The sequence below is a fragment of the Streptomyces sp. NPDC050546 genome, from assembly GCF_044457425.1.
Lineage (GTDB): Bacteria > Actinomycetota > Actinomycetes > Streptomycetales > Streptomycetaceae > Streptomyces.
The window spans coordinates 360,744-385,772 of sequence record NZ_JBITGX010000004.1; the positions used below are offsets into that span (position 1 = coordinate 360,744).

26 protein-coding genes are annotated in these 25,029 nt (G+C 71.7%); 16 read left to right on the plus strand and 10 right to left on the minus strand.

Annotated elements, in window-relative coordinates:
* The first annotated feature begins 76 nt into the window (after positions 1–76).
* Positions 77–244 carry a hypothetical protein gene (locus ACIBK5_RS12695; RefSeq protein ID WP_399018852.1) on the plus strand — a complete coding sequence of 56 codons (168 nt, stop codon included), beginning with the start codon at positions 77–79 and terminating at the stop codon, positions 242–244.
* Between the two features lie 307 nt (positions 245–551).
* On the opposite strand, the gene ACIBK5_RS12700 is transcribed toward ACIBK5_RS12695, so the two are convergent.
* The 6 genes from ACIBK5_RS12700 to ACIBK5_RS12725 form a co-directional block, all read right to left on the minus strand.
* Positions 552–905: a helix-turn-helix domain-containing protein gene (locus ACIBK5_RS12700; protein ID WP_399018854.1), complete on the minus strand. Its 354-nt coding sequence runs from the start codon at positions 903–905 to the stop codon at positions 552–554.
* Between the two features lie 561 nt (positions 906–1,466).
* Positions 1,467–1,778: an SCO5918 family protein gene (locus ACIBK5_RS12705; RefSeq protein ID WP_399018855.1), complete on the minus strand. Its 312-nt coding sequence runs from the start codon at positions 1,776–1,778 to the stop codon at positions 1,467–1,469.
* Between the two features lie 48 nt (positions 1,779–1,826).
* Positions 1,827–2,105, minus strand: coding sequence for a hypothetical protein (locus ACIBK5_RS12710; RefSeq protein WP_399018856.1), 279 nt, complete (start codon positions 2,103–2,105; stop codon positions 1,827–1,829).
* Between the two features lie 42 nt (positions 2,106–2,147).
* Positions 2,148–3,650 carry a DEAD/DEAH box helicase gene (locus ACIBK5_RS12715; RefSeq protein WP_399018858.1) on the minus strand — a complete coding sequence of 501 codons (1,503 nt, stop codon included), beginning with the start codon at positions 3,648–3,650 and terminating at the stop codon, positions 2,148–2,150.
* Between the two features lie 190 nt (positions 3,651–3,840).
* A complete protein-coding gene (locus ACIBK5_RS12720) occupies positions 3,841–4,044 on the minus strand; it encodes a cold-shock protein (RefSeq protein ID WP_189725621.1) in 204 nt (67 codons plus the stop codon).
* A gap of 401 nt (positions 4,045–4,445) precedes the next feature.
* Complete coding sequence (locus tag ACIBK5_RS12725) at positions 4,446–5,000, minus strand: hypothetical protein (RefSeq protein WP_399018860.1); 555 nt, start codon at positions 4,998–5,000, stop codon at positions 4,446–4,448.
* A 240-nt stretch (positions 5,001–5,240) separates the two neighbouring features.
* Between ACIBK5_RS12725 and tsaB the strand changes: the two genes are divergently transcribed.
* From tsaB to ACIBK5_RS12745, 4 genes are read left to right on the plus strand one after another with little or no spacing between them, the layout of a single operon-like run.
* Positions 5,241–5,894, plus strand: a complete 654-nt coding sequence (tsaB, locus tag ACIBK5_RS12730) for a tRNA (adenosine(37)-N6)-threonylcarbamoyltransferase complex dimerization subunit type 1 TsaB (RefSeq protein ID WP_399018862.1) — start codon at positions 5,241–5,243, stop codon at positions 5,892–5,894.
* Positions 5,891–6,397, plus strand: coding sequence for a ribosomal protein S18-alanine N-acetyltransferase (rimI, locus tag ACIBK5_RS12735; RefSeq protein WP_399018863.1), 507 nt, complete (start codon positions 5,891–5,893; stop codon positions 6,395–6,397). The genes tsaB and rimI overlap by 4 nt, the downstream gene beginning before the upstream one ends.
* Positions 6,390–7,493: a tRNA (adenosine(37)-N6)-threonylcarbamoyltransferase complex transferase subunit TsaD gene (tsaD, locus tag ACIBK5_RS12740; RefSeq protein WP_399018865.1), complete on the plus strand. Its 1,104-nt coding sequence runs from the start codon at positions 6,390–6,392 to the stop codon at positions 7,491–7,493. The genes rimI and tsaD overlap by 8 nt, the downstream gene beginning before the upstream one ends.
* Positions 7,490–7,747 carry a hypothetical protein gene (locus tag ACIBK5_RS12745; protein WP_399018867.1) on the plus strand — a complete coding sequence of 86 codons (258 nt, stop codon included), beginning with the start codon at positions 7,490–7,492 and terminating at the stop codon, positions 7,745–7,747. The genes tsaD and ACIBK5_RS12745 overlap by 4 nt, the downstream gene beginning before the upstream one ends.
* Before the next feature lie 9 nt (positions 7,748–7,756).
* On the opposite strand, the gene ACIBK5_RS12750 is transcribed toward ACIBK5_RS12745, so the two are convergent.
* Positions 7,757–10,072, minus strand: coding sequence for a glycoside hydrolase family 3 N-terminal domain-containing protein (locus ACIBK5_RS12750; protein ID WP_399018869.1), 2,316 nt, complete (start codon positions 10,070–10,072; stop codon positions 7,757–7,759).
* Between the two features lie 161 nt (positions 10,073–10,233).
* Here ACIBK5_RS12750 and ACIBK5_RS12755 point away from each other — a divergent pair, with 161 nt between their 5' ends.
* The 4 genes from ACIBK5_RS12755 (at position 10,234) to ACIBK5_RS12770 (ending at position 14,410) form a co-directional block, all read left to right on the plus strand.
* Positions 10,234–11,301, plus strand: a complete 1,068-nt coding sequence (locus tag ACIBK5_RS12755; protein ID WP_399018871.1) for a LacI family DNA-binding transcriptional regulator — start codon at positions 10,234–10,236, stop codon at positions 11,299–11,301.
* Between the two features lie 253 nt (positions 11,302–11,554).
* Positions 11,555–12,598, plus strand: a complete 1,044-nt coding sequence (locus tag ACIBK5_RS12760) for an LCP family protein (RefSeq protein ID WP_399018873.1) — start codon at positions 11,555–11,557, stop codon at positions 12,596–12,598.
* 139 nt (positions 12,599–12,737) lie between these two features.
* The gene (locus ACIBK5_RS12765) at positions 12,738–13,094 is read left to right on the plus strand and encodes a YciI family protein (protein ID WP_399018876.1); all 357 of its coding nucleotides are present in this window, start codon (positions 12,738–12,740) and stop codon (positions 13,092–13,094) included.
* Between the two features lie 47 nt (positions 13,095–13,141).
* Complete coding sequence (locus ACIBK5_RS12770) at positions 13,142–14,410, plus strand: RNA polymerase sigma factor (protein ID WP_399018878.1); 1,269 nt, start codon at positions 13,142–13,144, stop codon at positions 14,408–14,410.
* A gap of 3 nt (positions 14,411–14,413) precedes the next feature.
* On the opposite strand, the gene ACIBK5_RS12775 is transcribed toward ACIBK5_RS12770, so the two are convergent.
* Positions 14,414–15,577, minus strand: coding sequence for an SAM-dependent methyltransferase (locus ACIBK5_RS12775; RefSeq protein ID WP_399018880.1), 1,164 nt, complete (start codon positions 15,575–15,577; stop codon positions 14,414–14,416).
* A 166-nt stretch (positions 15,578–15,743) separates the two neighbouring features.
* On the opposite strand from ACIBK5_RS12775, the gene ACIBK5_RS12780 reads away from it, so the two are divergent.
* The 7 genes from ACIBK5_RS12780 (at position 15,744) to ACIBK5_RS12810 (ending at position 23,224) form a co-directional block, all read left to right on the plus strand.
* Positions 15,744–16,631, plus strand: a complete 888-nt coding sequence (locus ACIBK5_RS12780) for a polysaccharide deacetylase family protein (RefSeq protein ID WP_399018882.1) — start codon at positions 15,744–15,746, stop codon at positions 16,629–16,631.
* Positions 16,632–16,666: 35 nt separating this feature from the next.
* Positions 16,667–17,395, plus strand: coding sequence for a polysaccharide deacetylase family protein (locus tag ACIBK5_RS12785; RefSeq protein ID WP_399019196.1), 729 nt, complete (start codon positions 16,667–16,669; stop codon positions 17,393–17,395).
* A gap of 169 nt (positions 17,396–17,564) precedes the next feature.
* On the plus strand, positions 17,565–17,873 hold the full coding sequence (groES, locus tag ACIBK5_RS12790) for a co-chaperone GroES (protein ID WP_003974211.1): 309 nt from the start codon (positions 17,565–17,567) through the stop codon (positions 17,871–17,873).
* Positions 17,874–17,994: 121 nt separating this feature from the next.
* Positions 17,995–19,620: a chaperonin GroEL gene (gene groL / locus ACIBK5_RS12795; RefSeq protein ID WP_399018884.1), complete on the plus strand. Its 1,626-nt coding sequence runs from the start codon at positions 17,995–17,997 to the stop codon at positions 19,618–19,620.
* 170 nt (positions 19,621–19,790) lie between these two features.
* Positions 19,791–20,846, plus strand: coding sequence for a hypothetical protein (locus ACIBK5_RS12800; protein WP_399018885.1), 1,056 nt, complete (start codon positions 19,791–19,793; stop codon positions 20,844–20,846).
* Between the two features lie 657 nt (positions 20,847–21,503).
* Positions 21,504–21,968 (plus strand): hypothetical protein, encoded by a 465-nt coding sequence (locus tag ACIBK5_RS12805; RefSeq protein ID WP_399018887.1) that lies wholly within the window; start codon positions 21,504–21,506, stop codon positions 21,966–21,968.
* On the plus strand, positions 21,965–23,224 hold the full coding sequence (locus tag ACIBK5_RS12810; protein WP_399018889.1) for a caspase domain-containing protein: 1,260 nt from the start codon (positions 21,965–21,967) through the stop codon (positions 23,222–23,224). Before ACIBK5_RS12805 ends, ACIBK5_RS12810 begins: the two co-directional genes overlap by 4 nt.
* 101 nt (positions 23,225–23,325) lie before the next feature.
* Here ACIBK5_RS12810 and ACIBK5_RS12815 read toward each other — a convergent pair whose 3' ends face one another.
* The gene (locus tag ACIBK5_RS12815) at positions 23,326–23,613 is read right to left on the minus strand and encodes a hypothetical protein (protein ID WP_399018891.1); all 288 of its coding nucleotides are present in this window, start codon (positions 23,611–23,613) and stop codon (positions 23,326–23,328) included.
* A gap of 680 nt (positions 23,614–24,293) precedes the next feature.
* The gene (locus tag ACIBK5_RS12820) at positions 24,294–25,001 is read right to left on the minus strand and encodes an ester cyclase (protein ID WP_399018893.1); all 708 of its coding nucleotides are present in this window, start codon (positions 24,999–25,001) and stop codon (positions 24,294–24,296) included.
* Between the last annotated feature and the right edge of the window lie 28 nt (positions 25,002–25,029).

The window sequence follows — 25,029 nt, forward strand, 5'->3', positions numbered from 1 at the left end:
TGTGCGTGGTCACATGGTATCCAGTCCGTGGTTAGGTGAACCTAACTTCGTTGCCCCGGCCCTTCGGGAGGCGTCCATGTCGGCTACAGAGAGCAAGGGGCAGCCCCAGCCGTTCGCGGTCGCCGGGGTGTCCATGCGAGATCTGCTGGCGGCCGGCGAGGCGGCGGCCCTGGTCTCCACGCCCCCGCGCGCTCCCGAGCCGGAGTTCTCGGAGCGGGCCCCGGAGCGCCGCGAAGCGGCTTAGTCGCCAGGTCCTGTCGCCCGCAGCCTGGAGCAACGCGTCACCAGCAGAGGGGCAGGCCTGCACGCGCTCCCGGAAGGCAGCGACTACAGGGGATTCGACGGACCCGGTACCGCCGGTGAACCCGTACGCGGGTACGGCCACGATGCGCCTTGCCGCACAGCCAGGCCGTGGGCCGGCCTGACGGTCTGCAAGGGAGAGGTCGCTCCGGCGCGCGCGGCCCACGCGGTGGGCGTGGAGGGCGCGGATGTCGCCAGGGGCTCGCGGGACGCTGACACGCGGCGCACGACCTGCTGTCCGAGGGGGGGGCTCAGTTCGAATCGGGGGCGGAGCTGCCGGGAACCTCGTGCCCGGCACGGCGGCGGTACTCGGCGTTGATGCGCTGAGCTTCCTCGAGCTGGTCCTCGAGGATGACGATGCGGCAGGCGGCGTCGATCGGGGTGCCTCGGTCGACGAGCTCGCGGGCGCGCGCCGCGATCCGCAGTTGGTAGCGGGAGTACCGGCGGTGTCCGCCCTCCGAGCGCAGCGGAGTGATCAGCCGGGCCTCACCGATGGCTCGGAGGAAAGCCGGGGTGGTGCCGAGCATCTCGGCGGCCCGCCCCATCGTGTACGCGGGGTAGTCGTCGTCATCCAGACGACCACTGAGTGGGGTATCTGCTGTCATGTCACCTCGATGTGCAACGCGTCGAGGGGCCCTGGTGCCGTACGGCACCAGGGCCCCGAAGGAAATTCAACACCATCGGTCGGCCCTCATGCGGTGCCGACCTTCTCTTTCCGCTACCGGCCCTGCGGGAGGGGGGTGCGGGGATCGCGGTGCGTGACCGGGGACCACCTTCCAATCCGGGGTCTTGCGGTACCCGGGCCGAGTGCCTCTCGGGCCGGGCGATCCTGATGGCGTCTGCTCCTCCGTCCTTCCTCCGAACCAGCCACTGGGCGGACTGGTACTGCGGAACTGCTCAGGTACTGCACCCGCCAGTTCGTGTCTGCCGGGTTTCGCTTGACCTCGTCTACGAGAAAAATGCTAACCGGGTCAGCGCTCAATGTCTACTCTGGCAAGAGTAGATTTCAGCTCTCTGGGGGTGCAGATAGCCTGCGGTCGGCCTTGATGGAGGGAGCCTCGGGCCCCGCGACGGGTGGAACGGACGGCGAGACGGCGATGAGGGCCCTGCCGACGCGCGTCGGCAGGGCCCTCATCGGGATCTTGACGGCGGTTTCCCGCCCTCCCTCATTCCTCCAGGGGCGGGGTGCCGAGCAGTGCCGACGCCGTCTGGAGGGGAGTGGGGACCTGCGCGGCCGCGGTTGTGACGTGGTCGTGGCAGGTGAAGCCGAGACGGGTCATGGCCCGGATGACCTCGCCGCTGGTGAAGTCGCGGCGGTCCTGCCGGGTGAGGACCTCGCCGACCTGCTTGACGGGGTAGCGGCGGCGGCCGATGGCCACGGACTCAGCCGTGACCAGCTCGGGCGTGACGCCCTTCATCGAGGTCAGCACTCCACTCCTGGTCAGGTCGAACGGGTACCGGGCGATGACACAGCGCATGATGCCCCCACGGGGAGAAGGAGAACGGGCTGATCGGGCCGGGGCGGATCAGTGGGAGAGGGCCGGGACGACATCCCGTAGACGGATCCGGTCCGTGTACGTGGCACTGCCGCGGTGAACGGCGAGTTCGGCCCGGGTGACCGAGCCCGTGCACTGGTCGTCCCCGTCGCACAGGAGGAGGTACTCGACCCGGGCACCGGCCATGACGGACAGCGCGACCTCTACGGTCATGTCGTCCCGGACCCGGGGGCCGGACGCGGCCATGTCGTCGGCCAGGGCCATGGGGGAATGTTCCGCCTCGTGTCGCCGTGCCTGTACCGGTGTCATGGCTGCCTCCTCGGAGATGGGTGGGCTCTTGATCGACGCGCTCTAGGCCGTCGGGTCGAAGGCGGGCCGCTGCGGCCTGCGCCGCCCCGCTCGCCCGGTGGCGCGTCCCTGGGTGGGACGGTCGTGGCGGCCTCGGGACGAGGGAGCCGCGGAAGACGCGGAGCGGCGGGGGCGCGGCGCGGCAGGCGGGGTGATGACGACGGGGACACCGGAAGGGGCCTGGGCGCCTGTGATGCGGCTCAGTTCCGCCTCACCCGAACGTACCGCGGTGATCCGGGGGGTGATCGCGGCCGAAGCCATCAGCCGGCTGATGCCGCGGCGCTGGCCGGGGGTCACGAGGGTGACGACGCTGCCGGACTCGCCGGCACGGGCGGTACGGCCGCCGCGGTGCAGATAGTCCTTGTGGTCGCTCGGCGGATCCACGTTGACGACCAGGTCGAGGTTGTCGACGTGGATGCCGCGGGCCGCGACGTTGGTCGCCACCAGTACCGTCACATGGCCGGTCTTGAACCGGGCGAGGGTCCGGGTGCGCTGGGGCTGGGACTTGCCGCCGTGCAGAGCCGCGGCGCGGACGCCGCTGTTGAGCAGATGCTCGGTCAGCCGGTCCACGGCGTGCTTGGTGTCCAGGAACATGATCACCCGGCCGTCCCGCGCCGCGATCTCGGTGGTCGTCCGGTGCTTGTCCGCCTCGTGCACGTGGAGCACGTGGTGCTCCATCGTGGTGACGGCGCCCGCCGACGGATCGACGGAGTGGACCACCGGGTCCGTCAGGTAGCGGCGGACGAGCCGGTCCACGTTGCGGTCCAGGGTGGCCGAGAAGAGCATCCGCTGCCCTTCGGGGCGCACCTGGTCGAGCAGGGCGGTGACCTGGGGCATGAAGCCCATGTCGGCCATCTGGTCGGCCTCGTCGAGGACGGTGATGTCGACGTCGTCCAGTCGGCAGTCACCACGGTCGATGAGGTCCTTGAGCCGCCCGGGCGTCGCGACGACGACCTCCGCCCCGGTCCGCAGCGCACCCGCCTGCCGTCCGATCGACATGCCGCCGACCACGGTGGCCAGTCGCAGCCGCACGGAGCGGGCGTACGGGGTGAGCGCGTCGGTCACCTGCTGGGCCAGCTCGCGGGTGGGGACGAGGACCAGGGCGAGCGGCTGCCGTGACTCGGCGCGCCGGCCCGCTGTACGGGCCAGCAACGCGAGGCCGAAGGCGAGGGTCTTGCCCGACCCGGTACGGCCGCGGCCGAGCACGTCACGCCCTGCGAGGGAGTTCGGCAGGGTCGCCCCCTGGATGGGGAACGGCACGGTCACGCCCTCGTGGCCGAGCGCGGCCAGCAACGGCGACGGCAGGGCGAGGTCGGCGAACGACTCGACGGCGGGCAGCGCGGGCGTGATCGTCTTGGGCAGTGCGAACTCGCCCTGCCGTGCGGCCGGTCGACGCTCGTAACCGTTGGAACGCCGCGGAGCTCCCGAGCGCTGGGGGGCAGCACCCCGGGAGCGGTCGAAGGTGCGGGGCGTGCGGGTCGTGCGGGAGGTGCGTGCGCGGTTCAAGCGGAACCTTCCTCGATGTGGGCACGTAGGCACGTAGCAAGGAATTTTCCGCAGCAAAATGAAAGGCGCAGAGAATCGCGAGAACGAGCCGGAGATGACGGGCGGCGAATGGGCGCCCTGAAATGCGGCGAGCTGGGGCCCGCACCCCAAGGTGCGGGCCCCAGCTGCGAAGTATGCGTAGCCGCCGGTGTCAGGCGGGAACGATGTTCTCGGCCGTCGGGCCCTTCTGGCCCTGCGCGATGTCGAACGACACCTTCTGGCCTTCCTGGAGCTCGCGGAAGCCCTGGGTGGCGATGTTCGAGTAGTGGGCGAAGACGTCGGCGCCGCCGCCGTCCTGCTCGATGAAGCCGAAGCCCTTTTCCGCGTTGAACCACTTCACGGTGCCAGTAGCCATGTCATTTCTCCTTCGGAGACGATGTTCGGAATTCGCCTTGTGCGGATTCCGCGTCGCCGTGCTGATTAACCGTCGGAAAATGAACCTTCTGGCAACCACACCTGCAACTGAGATCGACACTAGCACGGCGTGATGGGCCCTGTGCGGTCGTTAATTCCGATCCGGTCTGCGGTCGAGGAATACTCGCAGCGGACCGCAGCTATTTCTTACGTCACGGATACAGATATTGGTTCCGTGCGGGTGAAGTGTTCCTGCCGATCACTTCCGGCGCAGCGCCATGACCTCCGTCGATGAGCCATCCGCCGATGCCGTCGTCATGGCCGGACGGGGTGACGGCGAGCGCGCCGAGACCCCGCTGTCGCGATGAAGGTCACATCGTTCTGTCCTGCGCGGTCACCGCACTAGCGGACCACGACGACCTTGCGGCCGATCGTCGCGAACGTCCACATCGCGTCGCCGTTCACGCGTGACTCGCGGATGCCGCCCGTGCGGACCTTCGGGTCGGGGGCGGCGGTCGAGCCGGGCACGGCCGCGCTGAAGCCGATGACGACGCCGTCCACGCTGGTGAAGCGCACGACGTGCTCGACGGGGATACCGTCGGAGCCGGTGATCGCGTTCGACCGGGATGTCACCGAGTAGCTGCCCGGGGCCGGATCCACCGCGCTCGGGTCGACCTCGAACGTGCGCGTGACCACCTCGTCCGTGCCGACCAGCCACACCCGGTCGCCGCCCAGCGAGTACACGACCCGGGCGCCCTGGCCGGAGCCGCCCGGCAGCGCGGAGGGGTCCTTCTCGGTCCGGGGCGCCTTCGAGGCGCCGGCCTTCGGTGAGGCGCCCGCCTGCGGCCTGCCGGAACCGGCCGGTGCCGTCGCCGACGCCTGGTAGGCCAGGTAGCCGACCGTCGCGAGGGCCGCGGCGGTGAGCCCGGCCACGATTCCCGAGCTGCTGACTGCCACCGGCGGCCACCTCCGCGTCGTACGTCCCTGCCGTGACGGTAGGTGACGCTAGCAGCAGCTGACGGCCCGGCAGGTGCGGCTCCGCCGGGCCGGTGGACCGTGTCGAACGTCCTGCGTGCCGCGCGATGCCAGGCACGTACGCTCGCCGCGCTGACGAGGGCCCTCCGTGCCGCGCGGCCCGCTCGACGGGCGGACGGCAAGGCGTCCGACACCGGCCCCATGGAGCCGTAGGCTGTTTGCGTGCTCTTGCTCGCTCTGGATACCGCCACACCCGCCGTCACCGTCGCGCTGCACGACGGCCGCGACGTCATCGCCTCGTCGAGTCAGGTGGACGCGCGGCGGCACGGGGAACTGTTGCTGCCGGCGATCGACCGGGTGCTCGCCGAGGCCGGTCTGAAGCTGGACGCCGTCACCGGGATCGTCGCCGGCATCGGTCCGGGCCCGTACACCGGGCTGCGGGTCGGGCTGATGACCGCCGAGACCTTCGGGCTGGCGCTCGGCGTCCCCGTGCACGGCCTGTGCACGCTGGACGGCCTCGCCTTCGCCGCCGACCTGGAGGGCCCGTTCGTCGTGGCCACCGACGCCCGCCGCAAGGAGGTGTACTGGGCGCGCTACGCCGACTCCCGGACCCGCCTCACCGACCCGGCCGTCGACCGGCCCGCCGACATCGCCGAGCAGGTCGAGGGCTTGCCCGCGGTCGGCGCCGGCGCGCTGCTCTACCCGGACACCTTCCCCAAGGCGCACGAGCCGGAGCATGTGTCCGCCGCCGCCCTCGCCCGGCTGGCCGCCGAGAAGCTGGCGGCGGGCGAGGAGTTCCCCGCGCCCCGGCCGCTGTATCTGCGCCGCCCGGACGCCCAGGTCCCCAAGAACTACAAGGTGGTCACCCCCAAGTGACCGAACCCGTGAGGTGTGCGCTGCGCGAGATGCGCTGGTGGGACATCGACCCCGTGCTGGAACTGGAGCGGGACCTGTTTCCCGAGGACGCCTGGTCGCGTGGCATGTTCTGGTCCGAACTGGCCCACGCGCGCGGGCCGGAGGCGACCCGGCGGTACGTGGTCGCCGAGACCGGCGGGCGGATCACCGGGTACGCCGGACTGGTCGCCAGCGGTGAGCAGGGTGACGTCCAGACCATCGCCGTCGCCCGGGACCTGTGGGGCACCGGACTCGGCGGGGTGCTGCTGGCCGAGCTGCTGCGCGCGGCGACCGCCTTCGAGTGCGCCGAGGTGATGCTGGAGTGCCGCGTCGACAACGTCCGCGCGCAGAAGCTCTACGAGCGCTTCGGCTTCGAGCCCATCGGCTTCCGGCGCGGCTACTACCAGCCCGGGAACGTGGACGCCCTGGTGATGCGCCTCACCGACCCTTCAACTTCCGTACAAGGAACCGAGATCAATGGCTGACGAACCGCTCGTCCTGGGCATCGAGACCTCCTGCGACGAGACCGGCGTCGGCATCGTCCGCGGCACCACCCTGCTGGCCGACGCCATCGCCTCCAGCGTCGACGAGCACGCCCGCTTCGGCGGCGTCGTCCCGGAGGTCGCGAGCCGCGCCCACCTGGAGGCGATGGTCCCCACCATCGACCGCGCGCTGAAGGAGGCGGGCGTCAGCGCCCGCGACCTCGACGGTATCGCCGTCACGGCCGGTCCCGGACTCGCCGGTGCCCTGCTGGTCGGCGTCTCGGCGGCGAAGGCCTACGCGTACGCGCTCGGCAAGCCCCTGTACGGCGTCAACCACCTCGCCTCGCACATCTGCGTGGACCAGCTGGAGCACGGCCCGCTGCCCGAGCCGACCATGGCGCTGCTGGTCTCCGGCGGTCACTCCTCGCTGCTGCTGTCCTCGGACATCACCTCCGACGTCCGCCCGATGGGCGCGACCATCGACGACGCGGCCGGCGAGGCCTTCGACAAGATCGCGCGGGTGCTGAACCTGGGCTTCCCGGGCGGTCCGGTCATCGACCGGTACGCGCGCGAGGGCGACCCGAACGCGATCGCGTTCCCGCGCGGTCTGACCGGCCCGCGCGATCCGGCCTACGACTTCTCCTTCTCGGGGCTGAAGACGGCCGTGGCCCGCTGGATCGAGGCCAAGCGGGCCGTGGGGGAGGAGGTCCCGGTGCGGGACGTGTCGGCCTCCTTCCAGGAGGCGGTCGTGGACGTGCTCACCCGCAAGGCCGTCCGGGCCTGCAAGGACGAGGGCGTCGACCACCTGATGATCGGCGGCGGTGTGGCCGCCAACTCCCGGCTGCGCGCCCTGGCACAGGAGCGTTGCGAGGCCGCCGGGATCCGGCTGCGGGTGCCGCGGCCCAAGCTGTGCACGGACAACGGGGCGATGGTCGCCGCGCTCGGCGCCGAGATGGTGGCCCGCAACCGGGCCGCGTCGAGCTGGGACCTGCCGGCCGACTCCTCGCTGCCGGTGACGGAGCCTCATGTGCCGGGCAGTCACCAGGGCCACCACCACGACCATGTGCACGAGGTCAGCAAGGAGAACCTCTACCCGTGACGGTCGCCCTGATGTGGGAGGCGCGGGCCGTGGCCGGGCGGGGCGAGGACCTGCTGGCCTGGGTCCGTGCCCAGGAGCTGCCCCGCCGGCCGCTGCGCCGGGAGACCCTGCGCGCTCCCCAGGACCGGGTCCTCGTCCTCACCTGGTGGGACGCCCCGTACGACGCCGAGCTGCCCGAACTGCCGGAGCCGGACGGGGAGCTGGTGACCCGGGCGGTGCACCGGTGGCGGTTCGAGTCGCTGGGCGTGGACTGAGCGGGCCGGTCACTCCACGCCGCCGACCTCCGTGTCGCAGCGCAGCCGCCGGTCGGGGCCGAGCACCCGGACCGGGCCCGTGAGGGTGACGCGCGCGGTGTGCCGTACGTCCGCGCTCGAAGCCGCAAGCCTCAGTTCCAGGGCGCCCGGCTCGACCACCCTGCGGCCCGCGCGGTCGCTGAAGGACGACAGATCCGCGTGGAAGCGGAACGTCACCCGGGCCGCCTCGCCCGGTGCCGCCGTCACCCGCTGGTAGCCGATCAGCCGCATGTCGGGGCGGGTCACGGACGCCACCGGGTCGTGCAGATACAGCTGCACCACCTCCGCGCCCTCGCGCTCGCCCGTGTTGCGGACCGTAACGGACAGGTCGTACGTCCCGTCCGTGCCGAGCTCCGCCTCGCCTCCGGTGAACTCCTCCCAGGCGAACGCCGTGTACGAGCGGCCGTGGCCGAAGGCGTACAGCGGGGTCGGGTCGAGGTTGCTGACCTCACCCGCGAGGCCGAGGGGCGGCTGGAGATACGTCCAGGGCTGGCCGCCGGGCACCTGCGGGACGCTGACAGGGAGCCGGCCCGACGGGTTGACGCGGCCCGACAGGACGCCCGCGACCGCCGGGCCGCCCTCCTCCCCCGGGAAGAAGGCCTGGACGACGGCTCCCAGGCGTCCGTGCCAGCGGCCGAGGGCATACGGCCGGCCGGTCAGCAGGACCAGGACCACGGGCACGCCGGTGGCGATCAGCGCGTCCAGCAACTCGCCCTGGGCGCCCGGCAGGCCGAGGTCCGCCGCGTCGCAGCCCTCGCCCGAGGTGCCCCGGCCGAACAGGCCCGCCCGGTCGCCGAGGACCGCCACGCACACGTCCGCCTCGGCGGTGCGGGCGACGGCCTCCTCGAAGCCCGAGGTGTCCGGGCCGGTCACCTCGCACCCTTGTGCGAACGTCACCTTGGCGTCGGGGAGTTCGGTGCGCAGGGCGTCGAGGACGGTCGGGATCTCGATGCCGGTCGGCACATCGGGGTGGTGGGTGAGGACATGGGACGGGAAGGAGTAGCAGCCCAGCATGGCCAGGGCGTCCGCCGCCCGGGGGCCGACCACCGCGATCCGGGTGTCGGGGGCCAGCGGGAGAAGGCCGTCGGGGTTGTCGAGCAGGACCACCGACTCCTCGGCCAGACGGCGGGCCAGGATCCGGTTGCCCGTGGAGTCCAGGTTCACCGCGGCGGCCGGCTCGGGTGTCCAGTCCTCGTCCAGCAGGCCCAGTTCGCACTTCTGGAGCAGGACGCGGCGGGCCGCGCGGTCCACGAGTTCCTCGGGCACCTGGCCCGACCGGACGGCGGCCGGCAGCGGATCGCCGTAGCACTTGAGGGTGGGCAGTTCGACGTCGATGCCGGCGGTCAGGGCCGCGTGGGCCGCCTCGGCCGGGGTGCCGGCGACGCGGTGCAGGGTCTGGAGGAATCCGATGCCGAAGTAGTCGGCGACGACCGTGCCGGTGAAGCCCCACTCCTCGCGCAGGAGCCCGGTCAGCAGCTCGGGGTCCGCCGAGGCCGGGACGCCGTCCCGCTCGGTGTACGCGGCCATCACCGAGCGCGCCCCGCCCTCGCGCAGCGCCATCTCGAAGGGCGGGAGCGTGACGTCCGCGAACTCGCGGACCCCGGCCCGTACCGGTGCCAGATTGCGGGCGCCCGCCGAGGAGGCGTACCCGGCGAAGTGCTTGAGCGTGGCGACGACCCCGGCCGACTCCAGGCCCCTCACATAGGCCGAGCCGACCGTGCCGACCAGATACGGGTCCTCGCCGATGGTCTCCTCCACCCGGCCCCAGCGCGGATCGCGTACGACGTCCAGTACGGGCGCGAGGCCCTGGTGGACGCCGGCCGAGCGCAGGTCGTCGCCGATCCGGCGGGCCATCTCCTCGACCAGCGGGGGATCCCAGGTCGCGCCCCAGGCCAGCGGGACCGGATAGGCCGTGGCCTGCCAGGCGGTGAAGCCGGCCAGGCACTCCTCGTGCGCGATCGCCGGGATGCCGAAGCGGCCGGCCTCGGTGATACGGCGCTGGGCGCGGGCCAGGGCGCGCACGCCGAGCGCCGGGTCCACGGGGGCGGTGCCGAAGGAGCGCGTGAGCTGGCCCAGGCCGCGTGTGATCAGCTCGTCCCATGCCTCGTCGGAGTAGTCGACGGTCATGTCGTGCTGATGCGGAGCGACTCCGTCGCCGTCCGTCGAGGCGCCCACCCACACGCCGTACAGCTGGGCGGTCTTCTCCTCCAGGGTCATCCGGGAGAGCAGGTCGTCGACGCGGGCGGCGGCGGGCAGCGCGGGGTCACGCCAGGGCACGGTGGTCATGAAGCTCCTGTCGGGTGGACGGACGGCCCTCTCACGAACGGTGCTGGAGCGTTTCTCACGAACGTATTCACGAATGTTTCGCTGTGCATTCCGAATGTTCCGGGAACCTATGGCGCCGCGAGGACTTCGTCAAGGGGGCCCGCAGGGTTACGATCGCCGCCATGACTTCCCCGGAGCCCGTTGAAAGCCGGACGCAGACCCGGACGCAGGGGCGCACCGCGCAGACCGCGACGCTCGCCGAGATCGCCCGCGAGGCCGGTGTGTCGGCGCCGACTGTTTCGAAGGTGCTGAACGGCCGTGCCGATGTCGCCCCGGCCACCCGGGCCCGCGTCGAGGGCCTGCTGCGCGCCCACGGCTACCGGCGCCGCCGCGCCGAGGCGACCCGCTCGCCCCTGATCGACCTGGTCTTCCACGAGCTGGAGAGCGCCTGGGCGATGGAGGTCATCCGGGGTGTGGAGAACGTGGCCAGGGATGCCGGGCTGAGCGTGGTGCTGTCGGAGAGCGCCGGTCGGCTCACCCCCGGGCGGACCTGGGCCGACCAGGTCGCCGCGCGCCGCCCGCACGGCGTCGTCCTGGTGCTGTCCGGGCTCGACGCGTCGCAGCGGGCGCTGCTGACCAGCCGCTCCATCCCGTTCGTGGTGATGGACCCGGCCGGTGACCCGGGCGCCGACGTGCCGTCGATCGGCGCCACCAACTGGCAGGGCGGTCTCGCGGCCACCCGGCACCTGGTCGAGCTGGGGCACCGCAGGATCGGCGCGATCACCGGGCCCTCGCAGATGATGTGCAGCCGCGCCCGGGTCGACGGCTACCGGGCCGCTTTGGAGACGGCCGGGCTGCCGGTGGATCCCGGGCTGATCGCGGACGGCGACTTCCATCACGAGGCCGGCTACCGGCGGGGCCTGGAGCTGCTGCGCCGCCCGGACCGGCCGACCGCCGTCTTCGCGGGGAACGACCTCCAGGCGCTCGGGCTGTACGAGGCCGCGCGCGAACTGGGGCTGCGCATCCCCGAGGACCTGAGCGTGGTCGGGTTCGACGACCTGCCGGTGGCGCCCCTGGTCGGGCCGCCGCTGACGACCGTACGGCAGCCGCTGACGGAGATGGCCGAGGCGGCGGCCAAGCTGGTCCTTGACCTCGGCCGCGAGGAGGGCACCCCGGCGGCGACCCGGGTGGAGCTGGCGACGAGCCTGGTGGTGCGCAGCAGCACGGCGGCGCCCCTGGCCGGAAGTTGACGTATGGACGGGTGGGGCGGGCGTCTCCGCACCCCTCCGAAGTCAATCGGTTGCACCTACGAAACTTTCGGATGGGGCCCTGACGCAAGGCGGCGATGAACGCCTGTGTGGCGGTCAGTTGTGTGAACGCCTCGTGCAACGGGTCGGTGCCGAACGGCAGTTCGGTGGCGTTCGGCCCGCGAAGTCTGAGAATTTCCGAAGAAAAGGCGCGTCGAGGTCCCTGCCCGTAATAATTCGGACTTATGTTCCTGTCGTGACGGGACACGAGGCGAACGGGGACGAGAACAGAGGCACGGGGCGGCGGTCGATCGCGCTGCGGACCGTCGGCCTGACCCTGACGGCCCTGCTGATGCTGGCCGCCGCGGCGGCGGGCTGGGCCTACTGGCAGCTCGACAGCAACATCAAGAGCGTCGACATCGACAACGCGCTGGGCGACAACCGCCCGCCGAGGCCGGTGACCGTACCGTCGCCCTCGGCGTCCGCCCTGCCCAGCGGGGCGCTCAACATCCTGGTCCTGGGCTCGGACTCACGTGGCGGCGAGGAGAACCAGCGGCTCGGCGGCGGCGACAGCACGGGTGCCCGCTCCGACACGGCGATGGTCGTCCATCTCGACGCCGGGCGGACCCGCGCGACGGTGGTGAGCATTCCGCGCGACACCCTGGTCACGCGCCCGTCCTGCCCGCGCTCGTCCGGCGGTTCGACGGCGGTGGCCTACCGGTCCATGTTCAACAGCGCGTACGCGGTGGGCGGTCCGGTCTGTGCCGTGAAGACGGTCGAGTCGCTGACCGGCGTCCGCATGGACCACTACATCGAGATCGACTTCTCCGGCTTCGCGAAGCTCGTCAACGCACTCGGCGGCGTCACCGTCACCACCGACGAGGACATCGCCGACGACCACAGCCATCTGCGCCTGAAGGCGGGCACCCACCATCTGGACGGCACCCGGGCCCTCGCCCTGGCCCGCACGCGGCACGGCATCGGCGACGGCAGCGACCTCGGCCGCATCGGCCTCCAGCAGACGCTGGTGAAGGCGCTGCTGGAACAGATCGCCGCACAGAACCTGCTCACCGACCCGGCGAAGCTGTACCGGGTCGCGGACGCGGTGACCGCCGGCCTCACCACCGACACCGGTCTGGACTCCCTGACCGATCTGACCCGGCTCGGACAGAGCCTGCGGGGCCTGTCGGCGAGCGGGGTGCGGATGGTGACGATGCCGGTGGTGCGGGCACCGTCGGACCCCAACCGGGTGGTGGCCGAGGAGCCCGAGGCGGAGAAGCTGTGGGAGTCGCTGCGCTGACCTGCGGGAACGCGGCCCGGGGAAGATCCCGGAAAAAATCTCGAAGAAATGCGGTGACCGTGTCGATCCCGGGGGCTCCCGATCGACGCAGGGGTGAGAGCGGGAAGAGATCCCGCTCCACAGACCCCGAGGAGTCACCATGCCGCGCTTTCTCACCCTGATCCGTATCGACGAGAAGAACGCGCCCGCCGAGGGCCCGAGCCCCGAGCTCATGGAGCGGATGGGCGCGCTCCTTGAGGAGATCACCAAGGCCGGGGTCATGCTCGACACGGCCGGGCTCACCCCGAGCTCGGACGGCAGCCGGGTGACCTGGGAGGGCGGGCAGCTGTCCGTCACCGACGGGCCGTTCACCGAGTCCAAGGAGGTCATCGGCGGCTACTCGATCAGCCAGTGCAAGGACAAGGCCGAGGCGATCGAGTGGACCAAGCGGTTCCTGTCCGTGCACGAGGACTACTGGACGATCACGGCCGAGGTCCGGCAGATCACCGAGGACTGACGGGCGCTGCTTGGCCGGGTCGCGTCGAGGGTGTCTGATGGTGGGCTGTGACAGCGCAGCCCACCCCGGATCCCAGCGGCACCGGCACGGCCATCGAGACGGTCTTCCGCATCGAGTCGCCCCGCATCATCGCCGGCGTCACCCGGATCGTCCGGGACGTCGGCATCGCCGAGGAACTCGCGCAGGACGCCCTGGTCGCCGCGCTGGAGCAGTGGCCGCGGGACGGCGTGCCCGACAACCCGGGCGCCTGGCTCATGGCCACCGCCCGCAACCGCGCCGTCGACCTGGTCCGTCGCCGGGAGAACTACGCCCGCAAGCTGGCGGAGATCGGCCGCGACCTGTCGGCCGTGGCTCCCCCGGAGGAGCCCGCGGACCCCGACGACATCGACGACGACCTGCTGCGCCTGGTCTTCACCGCCTGCCATCCGGTGCTGTCCACCGAGGCCCGCACCGCCCTCACCCTGCGCCTCCTCGGTGGCCTCACCACGGCCGAGATCGCCCGCGCCGTCCTGGTCCCCGAGCCGACGGTCGCCCAGCGCATCGTCCGTGCGAAGCGCACCCTGGCCACGAAGAACATCGCCTTCGAGGTGCCTTATGGCCCCGACCGCGAGGCCCGTCTGGGCTCCGTCCTCGATGTCATCTACCTCATCTTCAACGAGGGGTATGCCGCCACGGCCGGTGACGACTGGCTCCGCCCGTCCTTGTGCGAGGACGCACTGCGCCTGGCCCGGGTGCTCTCGTCCCTCATGCCGAAGGAACCCGAGGTCCATGGCCTGACCGCGCTCCTGGAGTTCCAGGCGTCCCGCACGGCGGCCCGGACCGGTCCGTCCGGCGAACCCGTCCTCCTCAAGGAACAGAACCGTGCCCGCTGGAACCGCATGCTCATCGCCCGAGGCGTCGCCGCGCTGGGCAGAGCCGAGGCCGCCTCCTCGGGCGCCCCGGGTCCGTACCTCCTGCAAGGCGCCATCGCCGCCTGCCACGCGCACGCGTACACGTACGAGGAGACCGACTGGGCCCGCATCAGCGTGCTGTACGGCCTGCTGGCCGCCCGCTCCTCGTCCCCGGTCGTGGAGCTGAACCGGGCGGTCGCCGTCTCGATGTCCGAGGGCCCGGAGACCGCGTTGCCCCTCGTCGACGCTCTGACCGACGACCCCGCCCTGCGCGAATACCACCTGCTCCCCAGCGTCCGGGCCGACCTGCTCTCCCGACTGGGCCGTACGGCGGAGGCCCGGGCCGAGTTCGAGCGGGCGGCCTCGCTGACGCGCAACGAGAGGGAGCGGGAGCTGTTGCTGCGCAGGGCGGCGGAACAGCCCTGACCGTCAGACGGGGTGCCCTACGAGCATCGCCGGGGCCCCCGCCACCCGGGTCAGGAACACCGTCGCCGCGTGCGGCCCCTGCGGCTTGACCTTCTTGCGGAGTTCCTCCGGTTCGACCGCCGAGCCCCGCTTCTTGACGGTGAGCGTGCCGACCTGGCGTTCCCTCAGCAGGGCCTTCAGCTTCTTGACGTTGAAGGGGAGATGGTCGGTGATCTCGTAGGCGGTGGCGTACGGGGTCGGGCGCAGGGTGTCGGCCGTGACGTACGCGATGGTCGCGTCGAGCAGGCCGCCGTCGACCTGGTCGGCCACCTCGGAGACCAGGTGGGCCCGGATCACGGCGCCGTCGGGCTCGTACAGGAAGCGGCCGGGCGTGCGGACCTCCGGGTCGGGCAGGCCGCGGGAGAGCAGGGTGCGGGGGCCCGGCAGCAGGGTGGCCCGGACCGCCCCCGGCTCGGTGCCGAACCACAGCACCGCCTCCTTCACGTCCCCGCCGTCGGAGATCCACTCGGCCTCGGCGTCCTCGGGCACCGCCTCGTGCGGGATGCCGGGGGCGATCTTCAGCGCGGCGGCCCGGGGGGCCCGGCGGGCGGCCGAGACCGCCCAGGACAGGGGTGGTGAGTAGGCCTCGGGGTCGAAGATCCGGCCCTGGCCGCCGCGCCGGGCCGGGTCGACGAAGACGGCGTCGTACCCGGCCGTGTCCACCTCCGTGACATCGGCCTCCCGCACCTCGATCAGGCCGGCGAGACCCAGTGCGTCGGCGTTCGCCCGGGCCGCCGCGGCCGTCAGCGGGTCCCGGTCCACGGCCAGGACCCGGATCCCGGCGCGGGCCAGCGCGATCGCGTCCCCGCCGATGCCGGAGCACAGATCGGCGACGGAGGTGATCCCCAGGTCCTTCATCCGCTGGGCGCGATACGCCGCCACACTCGCCCGGGTCGACTGCTCCACCCCGTTCGGCGTGAAGAACATCCGCCCCGCGTCCTCGGCCCCGAACTTCACCGCCGCCCGCTGCCGCAGCCGCGCCTGGCCCAGCGCCGCCGACACCAGCTCGGCGGGGTGCTCCCGGCGCAGCCGCGTCGCCACGGCCAGCTCCCGCGCGGGATCGGTGTCCCGCACCTCGTCGAGGAGGGCGCGGCCTTCGGGGGTGAGGAGGGGGGCGAGGTCGTTCACCGGATCATTGTCGGCCACGGAGCGGCGGGGGCGGCGGGCCGGGGCGGATGTGGGCCAGTCGGTGGACGGTATGCCGCCGGCCGCGGTGTCGGGGAGGGTTCGCACCGGCCGGCTGCGAGGATCCGACATCATGCGAGCAGTCGTACAAAATGACAAAAGGCGGGCCATGGGAGGCGTCCGTATCGGCCTCGTCGTGCTCGCCCTCGCTGCCATCGCCTCGGGCTGCGCGCAGGCGGACGGCGGCCAGGTCGCCCCGGCCGGCGGCCAGCAGCCCCTCGACGCGCCCCCGGCCCGCGCGCTCGACTCCTACGCCACCAAGCTGCGCGCCGCGCACGCCGCCCGCATCGCCGCGGCGCACCGCTGGGGGCTGCGAAGGGTCCCGCCGGCCGCCCCGCCGGCTCCCGAGCAGAAGCCGAGGATCAGGACGCGCAAGGGCTTCGAGGTGGACGGCCACCGGGAGCTGGGCCTCCCGCCCGTCTTCACCACCGTCCCCACCAGGGACAAGGTCGTCTTCCTCACCATCGACGACGGCGCCGAGAAGGACCCGGCGTTCCTGCGGATGATGAGCGACCTGGACGTCCCGTACACCGCCTTTCTCAGCGGCTACCTGGTGAAGGACGACGACCGCTACTTCCGCCAGATGCAGGCCAGGGGCGTGGTCCTGAACAACCACACCCTCTGGCACCGCTACATGCCGGGGCTGCCGTACCGCGCGCAGCGGCGCGAGATCTGCGGCATGCAGCGCTTCATCGAGAGGCGCTACGGCACCCGCCCCACCCTCTTCCGCCCGCCCTTCGGCAGCTACGACAGGGCGACGCTGCGCGCCGCCGAGGTCTGCGGCATCGAGTACGTCCCCCTGTGGAACGCGGAGGTCTTCGCCGACCACTGGGAGTACCGCGAGGCGGACCGGAGGCTGCGCCCGGGCGACATCGTCCTCACCCACTTCCGGGGCCGCGAGCAGTGGAAGGCAACGATGCCCGACATGATCCGCCGCTTCCTGAACAAGGTCACGGCCGAGGGATACGCGGTGGGCAGGCTGGAGGACTACCTGTGAGGCGGCTGCCGGCCGCCGCCGCGCTGTGTGCGGGCATGCTCCTGCTGGCCGGCTGCGCCGGGACGGCGGGGGAGCGGGCGGGAGCGGACGGCCGGGGCCAGGACCCGGCCCGCACGGCCGGCCCCCTCGCGCGTCCGGCGCGCCTGCCGCCCGTCGTGGACCGGGTCCGCACCCGCGACCCGGTCGTCTTCCTGACCTACGACGACGGCGCCGAACGCGACCCCGCCTTCGCCGGCCTCGTCCACGAACGGCGGCTCCCGGTCAGCCTGTTCCTCACGGACAGCGTCGCGGGCCCCGGATACGGCAGGCTCGCCCGGCTGCGCGCGGTCGGCGTGTCCCTCCAGAACCACACCCTCGACCACCCGGCCCTGCGCGGTCTGCCCTACGCCGGGCAGCGCGCCGAGATCTGCGGCCAGCAGCACAAACTCCGCACCCGCTTCGGCATCCGCCCCCACCTCTTCCGCCCGCCCTACGGCACCTACGACACGACGACCCTGCGCGCCGCCGCCGACTGCGGCATCACGGCGATCGTCCTCTGGCGGGCGTCCCTGTCCGCCGGCGGCGAACTGACGTACACCCACGGCGAGCCCCGCCTTCGCCCGGGCGACATCATCTCCGTGCCGTCGGCCCCGACGGAGTCCCTGTCACCGGCGGAACGGACCGCGCGTCTGCTGGGGGAGATCGAGGGGCGGGGGCTGCGGGTGGGGCGGCTGGAGGACTACCTCCGACACGAACTCCCCGGCCGACGCGCCGCGGGCAATTAGCAGTCCGCTTGACCGAGTGCTAATCGCGGTCATAGTCTCGGCTCTGGCACTCACCACTGGAGAGTGCCAACACAGCGACGGGCAGGTCCGGCACCCGCGACGACGGATCCACCTGGTCGCCACCTCAGACAGTTAACCCCGTGAGATCTCCGAAGGGGGAGGTCGGATCGTGACGACCACCAGCTCCAAGGTTGCCATCAAGCCGCTCGAGGACCGCATTGTGGTCCAGCCGCTCGACGCCGAGCAGACCACCGCCTCTGGCCTGGTCATCCCGGACACCGCCAAGGAGAAGCCCCAGGAGGGCGTCGTCCTGGCCGTGGGCCCGGGCCGCTTCGAGGACGGTAACCGTCTTCCGCTCGACGTCTCCGTCGGCGATGTCGTGCTCTACAGCAAGTACGGCGGCACCGAGGTGAAGTACAACGGCGAGGAGTACCTCGTCCTCTCGGCTCGCGACGTGCTCGCGATCGTCGAGAAGTAATTCACCCCGCATTACCAGCATTGCAGTGAACTGCGCCCCTGGCCCCCGCGACCTTATGAAGCCGGGCGTCGGGGGCGCAGTTCGTTTCACCCACATTTTCCGAGAGGGCTGAACCGCTCCCATGGCGAAGATCCTGAAGTTCGACGAGGACGCCCGTCGCGCCCTCGAGCGCGGCGTCAACAAGCTTGCCGACACGGTCAAGGTGACGATCGGCCCCAAGGGCCGCAACGTCGTCATCGACAAGAAGTTCGGCGCCCCCACCATCACCAACGACGGTGTGACCATCGCCCGTGAGGTAGAGGTCGAGGACCCGTACGAGAACCTCGGTGCCCAGCTGGTCAAGGAGGTGGCGACCAAGACCAACGACATCGCGGGTGACGGTACGACCACCGCGACCGTGCTCGCCCAGGCGCTCGTGCGCGAGGGCCTGAAGAACGTCGCCGCCGGTGCCTCCCCGGCCGCCCTGAAGAAGGGCATCGACGCCGCCGTCGCCGCCGTCTCCGAGGACCTCCTCGCCACGGCCCGCCCGATCGACGAGAAGTCCGACATCGCCGCGGTCGCCGCGCTGTCCGCCCAGGACCAGCAGGTCGGCGAGCTCATCGCCGAGGCGATGGACAAGGTCGGCAAGGACGGTGTCATCACCGTCGAGGAGTCCAACACCTTCGGTCTGGAGCTGGACTTCACCGAGGGCATGGCCTTCGACAAGGGCTACCTGTCGCCGTACTTCGTGACGGACCAGGAGCGCATGGAAGCCGTCCTGGACGACCCGTACATCCTCATCACGCAGGGCAAGATCTCCGCCATCGCGGACCTGCTGCCGCTGCTGGAGAAGGTCATCCAGGCCAACGCCTCCAAGCCGCTGCTGATCATCGCCGAGGACGTCGACGGCGAGGCGCTGTCCACCCTCGTCGTGAACAAGATCCGCGGCACCTTCAACGCCGTCGCGGTGAAGGCCCCCGGCTTCGGCGACCGTCGCAAGGCGATGCTGCAGGACCTCGCGGTCCTCACCGGCGCCACGGTCGTCTCCGAGGAGGTCGGCCTCAAGCTCGACCAGGTCGGTCTTGACGTCCTCGGCTCCGCCCGCCGCATCACCGTCACCAAGGACGACACCACGGTCGTCGACGGCGCCGGCAACAAGGACGACGTGCAGGGCCGCGTCGCCCAGATCAAGGCCGAGATCGAGTCCACCGACTCCGACTGGGACCGCGAGAAGCTCCAGGAGCGCCTCGCGAAGCTGGCCGGCGGCGTGTGCGTCATCCGCGTGGGTGCCGCCACCGAGGTCGAGCTCAAGGAGCGCAAGCACCGTCTGGAGGACGCCATCTCCGCGACCCGCGCCGCGGTCGAGGAGGGCATCGTCTCCGGTGGCGGCTCCGCGCTCGTCCACGCCGTGAAGGTCCTCGAGGGCAACCTCGGCAAGACCGGCGACGAGGCCACCGGTGTCGCCGTCGTCCGCAAGGCCGCCGTCGAGCCGCTGCGCTGGATCGCCGAGAACGCCGGCCTGGAGGGCTACGTCATCACCTCCAAGGTCGCCGAGCTCGACAAGGGCCAGGGCTTCAACGCCGCGACCGGCGAGTACGGCGACCTGGTCAAGGCCGGCGTCATCGACCCGGTCAAGGTCACCCGCTCCGCCCTGGAGAACGCCGCCTCCATCGCCTCCCTCCTCCTCACGACCGAGACCCTGGTCGTCGAGAAGAAGGAAGAGGAGGAGCCGGCCGCCGCGGGCCACGGCCACGGCCACTCCCACTGAGGCACGATGAGTGACGGCTGACGACCTCAGTCGGCCCGAGCCCGAGCGAAGGCCCGGCACCCCGGAGACGGGGCTGCCGGGCCTTCGCCGTGCCGTTCGCTGGTCAGGGAACCGTCACGGGGCCGGCGACGGTCTACCCACGAGAGCGGTCGGATCATGAGGGGGTAGGGATGAACCAGGTGCTCTATGGGGAAAGTTCCCGCAACCCGCTGGCGCGGACGGTGCGGCTCACCGAGGACGGACTGCGCAGGGGCGGCAGGACGACCCCGCTGGACGAGCTGAACCTCGCCGCCATGGCAGAAGCGTTCCTGCGGGGCCGCTGGCTCGGTGGCGGGGGCACCGAACGCCCCCTGGCGGCGCTGCCGCAGGGTTCCGGCGCCGTCCCGGTCACCCGCGTGACCGGCACCACCACTCCCTTGAAGGCCCGTCAGGCCGCCGAGTTCGCCCACACGCTGGGCGAACTGGCGGTGCGCAGATGCGGCGGGCCGGACCACGTCGCCGCTCTCGCCGCACAGGCGCAGGCGGAGGGCGTACCGCTGTGGATCGCACGCCGCTACGCGCCCGGCCCCGTCGGGCGGGTGGCCGTCGCCGTTGACCGGCGTCTGGTCCGCGTGGACGTTTGGAGCCCGAACGCCCCCGCCGTTCGGCTCAGGGCACCGTACGGCTACCGCCCCGACAGCGCCGACCGGGCCGGTGGCCTGGTCATGACCGTCGGTGACACCTCCGCACGGCTCGAACTGAGCCGGAGAATACGCAAGTCCAAGAGCAAGGTCGAGATCCGTCTGCCAGACCGGCTCTGGACCCTGCGCCGCGAGAACGCCGAGAGCTCGTGGCTGCTGCGCGACGACCGCCGGGTCGCGCTGCTGACCCGCCCCTCACGGTGGCCCGGCCCGCCGTCCGGCTCGGTGCTGCTGCCGCTGGCCGACGTGCACCATGAGAGCCCCGACCCCTTGGACGCCGTCATGGCCCACGCGGTCGCGGTGTCCTTCGGCCTCGGCGACACGACGGGCCTGGCCAGATTCCGCGCCGTGAAAACCCGCAGGGACACGGACGACGGCATCTGGGAGCGCCCCTGGTTCAGCAACCTCGGCAGGGACCGCACCGACAACGAACCCGGCGGCGGCGACGGCTGGGGCAGCGACGGCGGGGACGGCGGCGACGGCGGTGGGGGCGGCAGCGACGGCGGCGGAGACGGAGGGGGCGGGGGCGGAGGCGGAGGCGACTAGCCGCCCGGCGGCGGAACCTCACCCCCGAAGTCTTGGGCTGGTGGGGGATTCTCACTCCGGTTCCTGATCGTCCAGGTGACCCAGACGTTCTCGAACCCTGCGAGCGGTCGTCTGTCTCGATGCTGACGAGGTCGCCGCGTTCGCCGCTCGCGCCCTCGACCGCCCGCCCTGCGGCTCCTCGCCTTGCGGCTCCTCGCCCTGCCCTTCACCGTCCTGGCCGCGTTGCTTCCCTCCGTCGTCCTGCGGGACCGAGCAAGAGACCGGCCCGGCGGGTCAGGGACACCGGCGGGTCCCCGCCGAGCGGCACATCACGCACGGCACGGGTGCTGGAACGACATGGCGGTGGCGTGCGGCGGCCTCGCCGGCCGGACCTTCGTCGTCTGCATGGGGCTGGGGCTCTTCTGGGAGTGGTGGCCGGCGCGGGCCGCAGCCCTGAAGTGGTCCTGGCAGGAGCTCCAGCCTCCGCCCGGCGCCCCGTCCCTCGTCACCGGCTGCCCCGGCTCAGCCGGGACGACTCGGGCGGTGACGACACAACGTCACCCGTGCTGCGGTAGCTGGCATTTGTCGTGATGAGTGGGAAAACAGGTCGACGGGTAATATCCCGTCACTTCCTCTGAACAAGCAGACACGCGACATCCGAAAGGGGCGGCGACGGTCATGGGGGTGGACGACCGGGCGATCGGGTTCGAGGTGGTGCTGGAACCGGGACGGGGGGATGGGGACAGATCGATGGAGCTGGCCTCCGCCCAGCTCGCGCGTGAACTGAACGGTCTGCCCGACACCACGGCCCGGCGGAAGCCCGAACTGCCTCCGCCGCCCGGCTCCCGGGCGGGGGAGGGTCTCGCCGAAGTGTTGCGCCTGTCAGTCGAGTTCGCCCCCCTGGCGGCGGTGATCCTCCAGGGCGTCCAATTGTTCGGCAACTGGTCGGCCTTGCGGCCCGGGCGTAAGGTGCGGCTCAGGCGCCGGGGCGGTGAGGAGATGGAGGTGACCGGCCTGTCCGCCGAGGACCAGCGTCGGCTGATCGACTCCTGGCTGGACGGCCGGGAAGACCCCCCGGACGACTCAGCCCCCACGCCTGAAGACCAGGGAACCCCACCGGACGGGCAGCGGGACTCGTCATGACACAGCGGCGTGCCCTGCTGATCGGCTGCTCCCGCTACCAGGATCCGTCCTTCGCCGAACTCGCCGCACCCTTCCACGACCTCGCCGAGCTGAGCACCGTGCTCTCACGTCAGGACATCGGCGGTTACACGGTGCAGCGGCTGTTCGACGTGCCCGCGTCGGAGGCGCGACTCGCCGTGTCGGCGCTGCTCAAGGAGGCGAAGCGGACCGACGTCCTGTTCGTCCACTTCTCCTGCCACGGCTGGCTGGACGACACCTTCCGCCTCCACCTGGTGCTGCGCGACTCGCACAGCGAGCACATCGAGGCCACCGGATTCTCCGTCGCCCTGCTCGCCGAACTACTGGAGGTCTGTGCCTCGGAACAGATCGTCCTCAGCATCGACTGCTGCTACAGCGGACGGGTCAAGCGCGTCCTCACCCACCGCGGGCCCAGTTCCGTAGGGCTGGGAGCCCGCCTGCAAGAAGCAGGCTCCGGCTTCGCCGTACTGACCTCCGCCGACGAGGTGCAGGCGGCGATGGAACCCTCGGGAAAGCTCCGCAAGGTCGGTGCGCCCCGCACCTCCCTGTACGTCACCGCCCTGGTCGAAGGACTCAGGACCGGTGACGCCGACCTCGACCGGGACGGCGTCGTATCCCTCCCCGACCTGGCGGAGTACCTCAGACAGCGCTTCGTGGGGCAGGCCCAGCAGCCGACGGCGTCCCTCTTCCTCAAAAGGCCCGTGACGGTCGCCCTCAACCCCCAGCATCCGGTTCCCGACAAGGTGACCGGCAGACCACCCGCCCCCGCGGACACCGAGGAGATCTGCCGCGTCCTGCGCAGCGCACCGCTGGCCCTGGGTCTGGTGATCAGGCCGCCTGAGGACGACCCGGCCCTGAGACACATGCGGAAGACCGTGCCGGGCGTGTCCGGGGAGAAGATCCTCGGCTACCAGAACCGGGGCCACCACTTGCACCTCTTCAACAACTTCCTGCCCGTATGGCGGAGTCATAACGGCTACCTCGTCTTCACCGACACGGCGGTTCACCTGCCAGGGCGCAGCGGACGCTTGACCTACGAGGAACTCACCACCCACGAGATCACGGCGACGAGCACCCGGGTCTCCGGCCACTACCGCCAAGGGGGCGGGTACGTCTCCCACTTTGTCCTCCTGGCACACCCTTACCGCAGGCTCACCCTCGGCGCCGGAAGCGCGGGCAGCGCCGAGCGCATGGCAGCCCTGCTGGGCGCCCTGGCCGGACTCCGCCCCGGCCGATGAAGCCTGTAGCCCGGCTACTGGTACGCGACACCCAGATCACAGAGGTAGACGTGGTGTCGGCGAGCGGCGCCATGCCGGCGGGAGCCGCGACGGCGGGCAGCTCACGCAGCGCCGTGGTCCGGCCCGGGCCGCGGTTCCCGGCGGGCCAGGTCGGCGGCCGACTCACCCGACGCCGTCGCTTGGTGCGCGAGTTCGGCGGGAGTCGGATCGTCGGAGCCCGGCTGGTCCTCCGGTGCGATGGCGACCCGGCCGCCCCGCCGCTGCACGGCCAGCCGCGTGGGTGCTTCCACCGGTTCACCGGAAGGGGCCCCGGCCGGGTCGTCGTCCCGCTTGCGGATCTCCGCCTCGACCGCCGCACGCACCACGGCCAGCGCCCTGGCCAGGGACACGGCTGGAGCACCGGCCCCCGCGCCGTGCCGCGCGCAGCTCGGCCGCCGGCTCCTCCGCCGTGGACACCCGGTCCCGCTCGGTGAGGACGGCCACCACTTCGTCGCGCCCTCTGCCGAGCCAGGGCATCCCCGCCCACTGCTCGACGGCCACCTGCTGGTTCCGCGGCACAGTGGGCCGGCTGATGCCCAGCGCCTTCGCGATCAGGCTCTGCGCCGACCACGGCTCCAGTGCCTCACCGGCCTCCAGGCCGACCACGGCTCCAATGCGTCACCGGCCTCCAGGACGCCGGGCAGCTGAAGCGTCGCCCGGACCACGAGACAGGCGTCGAGCCGGATGGGACTCGCGGTGCCGGAAGAGGATCGCCGGACCGCCCTCATGCTCGCGGATCTGCGCCGCCTGCACGATGCCGCGGTGGTTGATCCCCTGAAGCACCTGGTACTCACGGAAGCACCTGGTACTCACGGCGGGCCGCACGGTCCACCTTCGCCCGCTGCTCCGCCGAGGCGGCCTGCCCGGCCAGGTATATGCGGGACCCGGCCGCGGCGGGCTCTGCGAGGTCCGGCCGCTGAGCACCGAGGAGGCGGCACCATCGGTCACTCCTACCAGGGTGTGGCCACCGCACACCCTGGCGTGTGCGCACCATCGCCGCGAGGAGCGGCTGACCGGAGGAGTACCGAGGTCACAGCTCCAGCGGCTCGAGCGCCCCGAGCTGTTGCATCAGCCCCAGCCGGTCGTACTGCCACCAGCCCTCGGCGAGCTTCCCGTCCGGCGTGCACCGGTGGACGGTCGTCCCGGTCATGGTGACGTCCTTCCCGGTCGGCGGAATCCCGAGGAAGTCGCCCTTGTGGTGTCCCTTCCAGGTCCACCGGGTGCACACCCGGTCGCCCTGGGCGACCTGGTCGTCGATCGTGAAGGAGAAGTCGAACCCGCCTCGCCACACCTCCACCTCGCGCCGCAGCGCGTCCAGCCCGATGACGTCCTGCACATTGGCGGGATCGTGGTCGTGGTAGTCCTCGATGAACACGTCGTTGAACGGGGGCGCCGCACCCTGCCCGGGCGCCTGCTCGAAGAACCTGCGCGCGGTCGCCGCGTACAACTGCTCGTCCCGCACCACGTCCAGATCCGTGAACGTCGGTGCCTCGTCGCAGAGCGCCACCATGTCCTGGAAGATCCGGTCGGTCTCCGGAAGCCCGGAGTTCCGCATCGCCTCCTCGTACGAGGGGAACTCCACGATCTCGACCACGTGCGACGCGTCGGCCCGGTCCTTCGCCACCACACTGTGCGACGCGGTCCGCTTCCCTTTGGTCTGCTCGACCCACCTGTCCATCAGCCGGTTCATCTCGTCGAGCCGACTGGTCCTGCATTCGATGAGCTGTACGAAGGTCATGGCCTCGCCTCCGGCCCCCCTGGGTCCG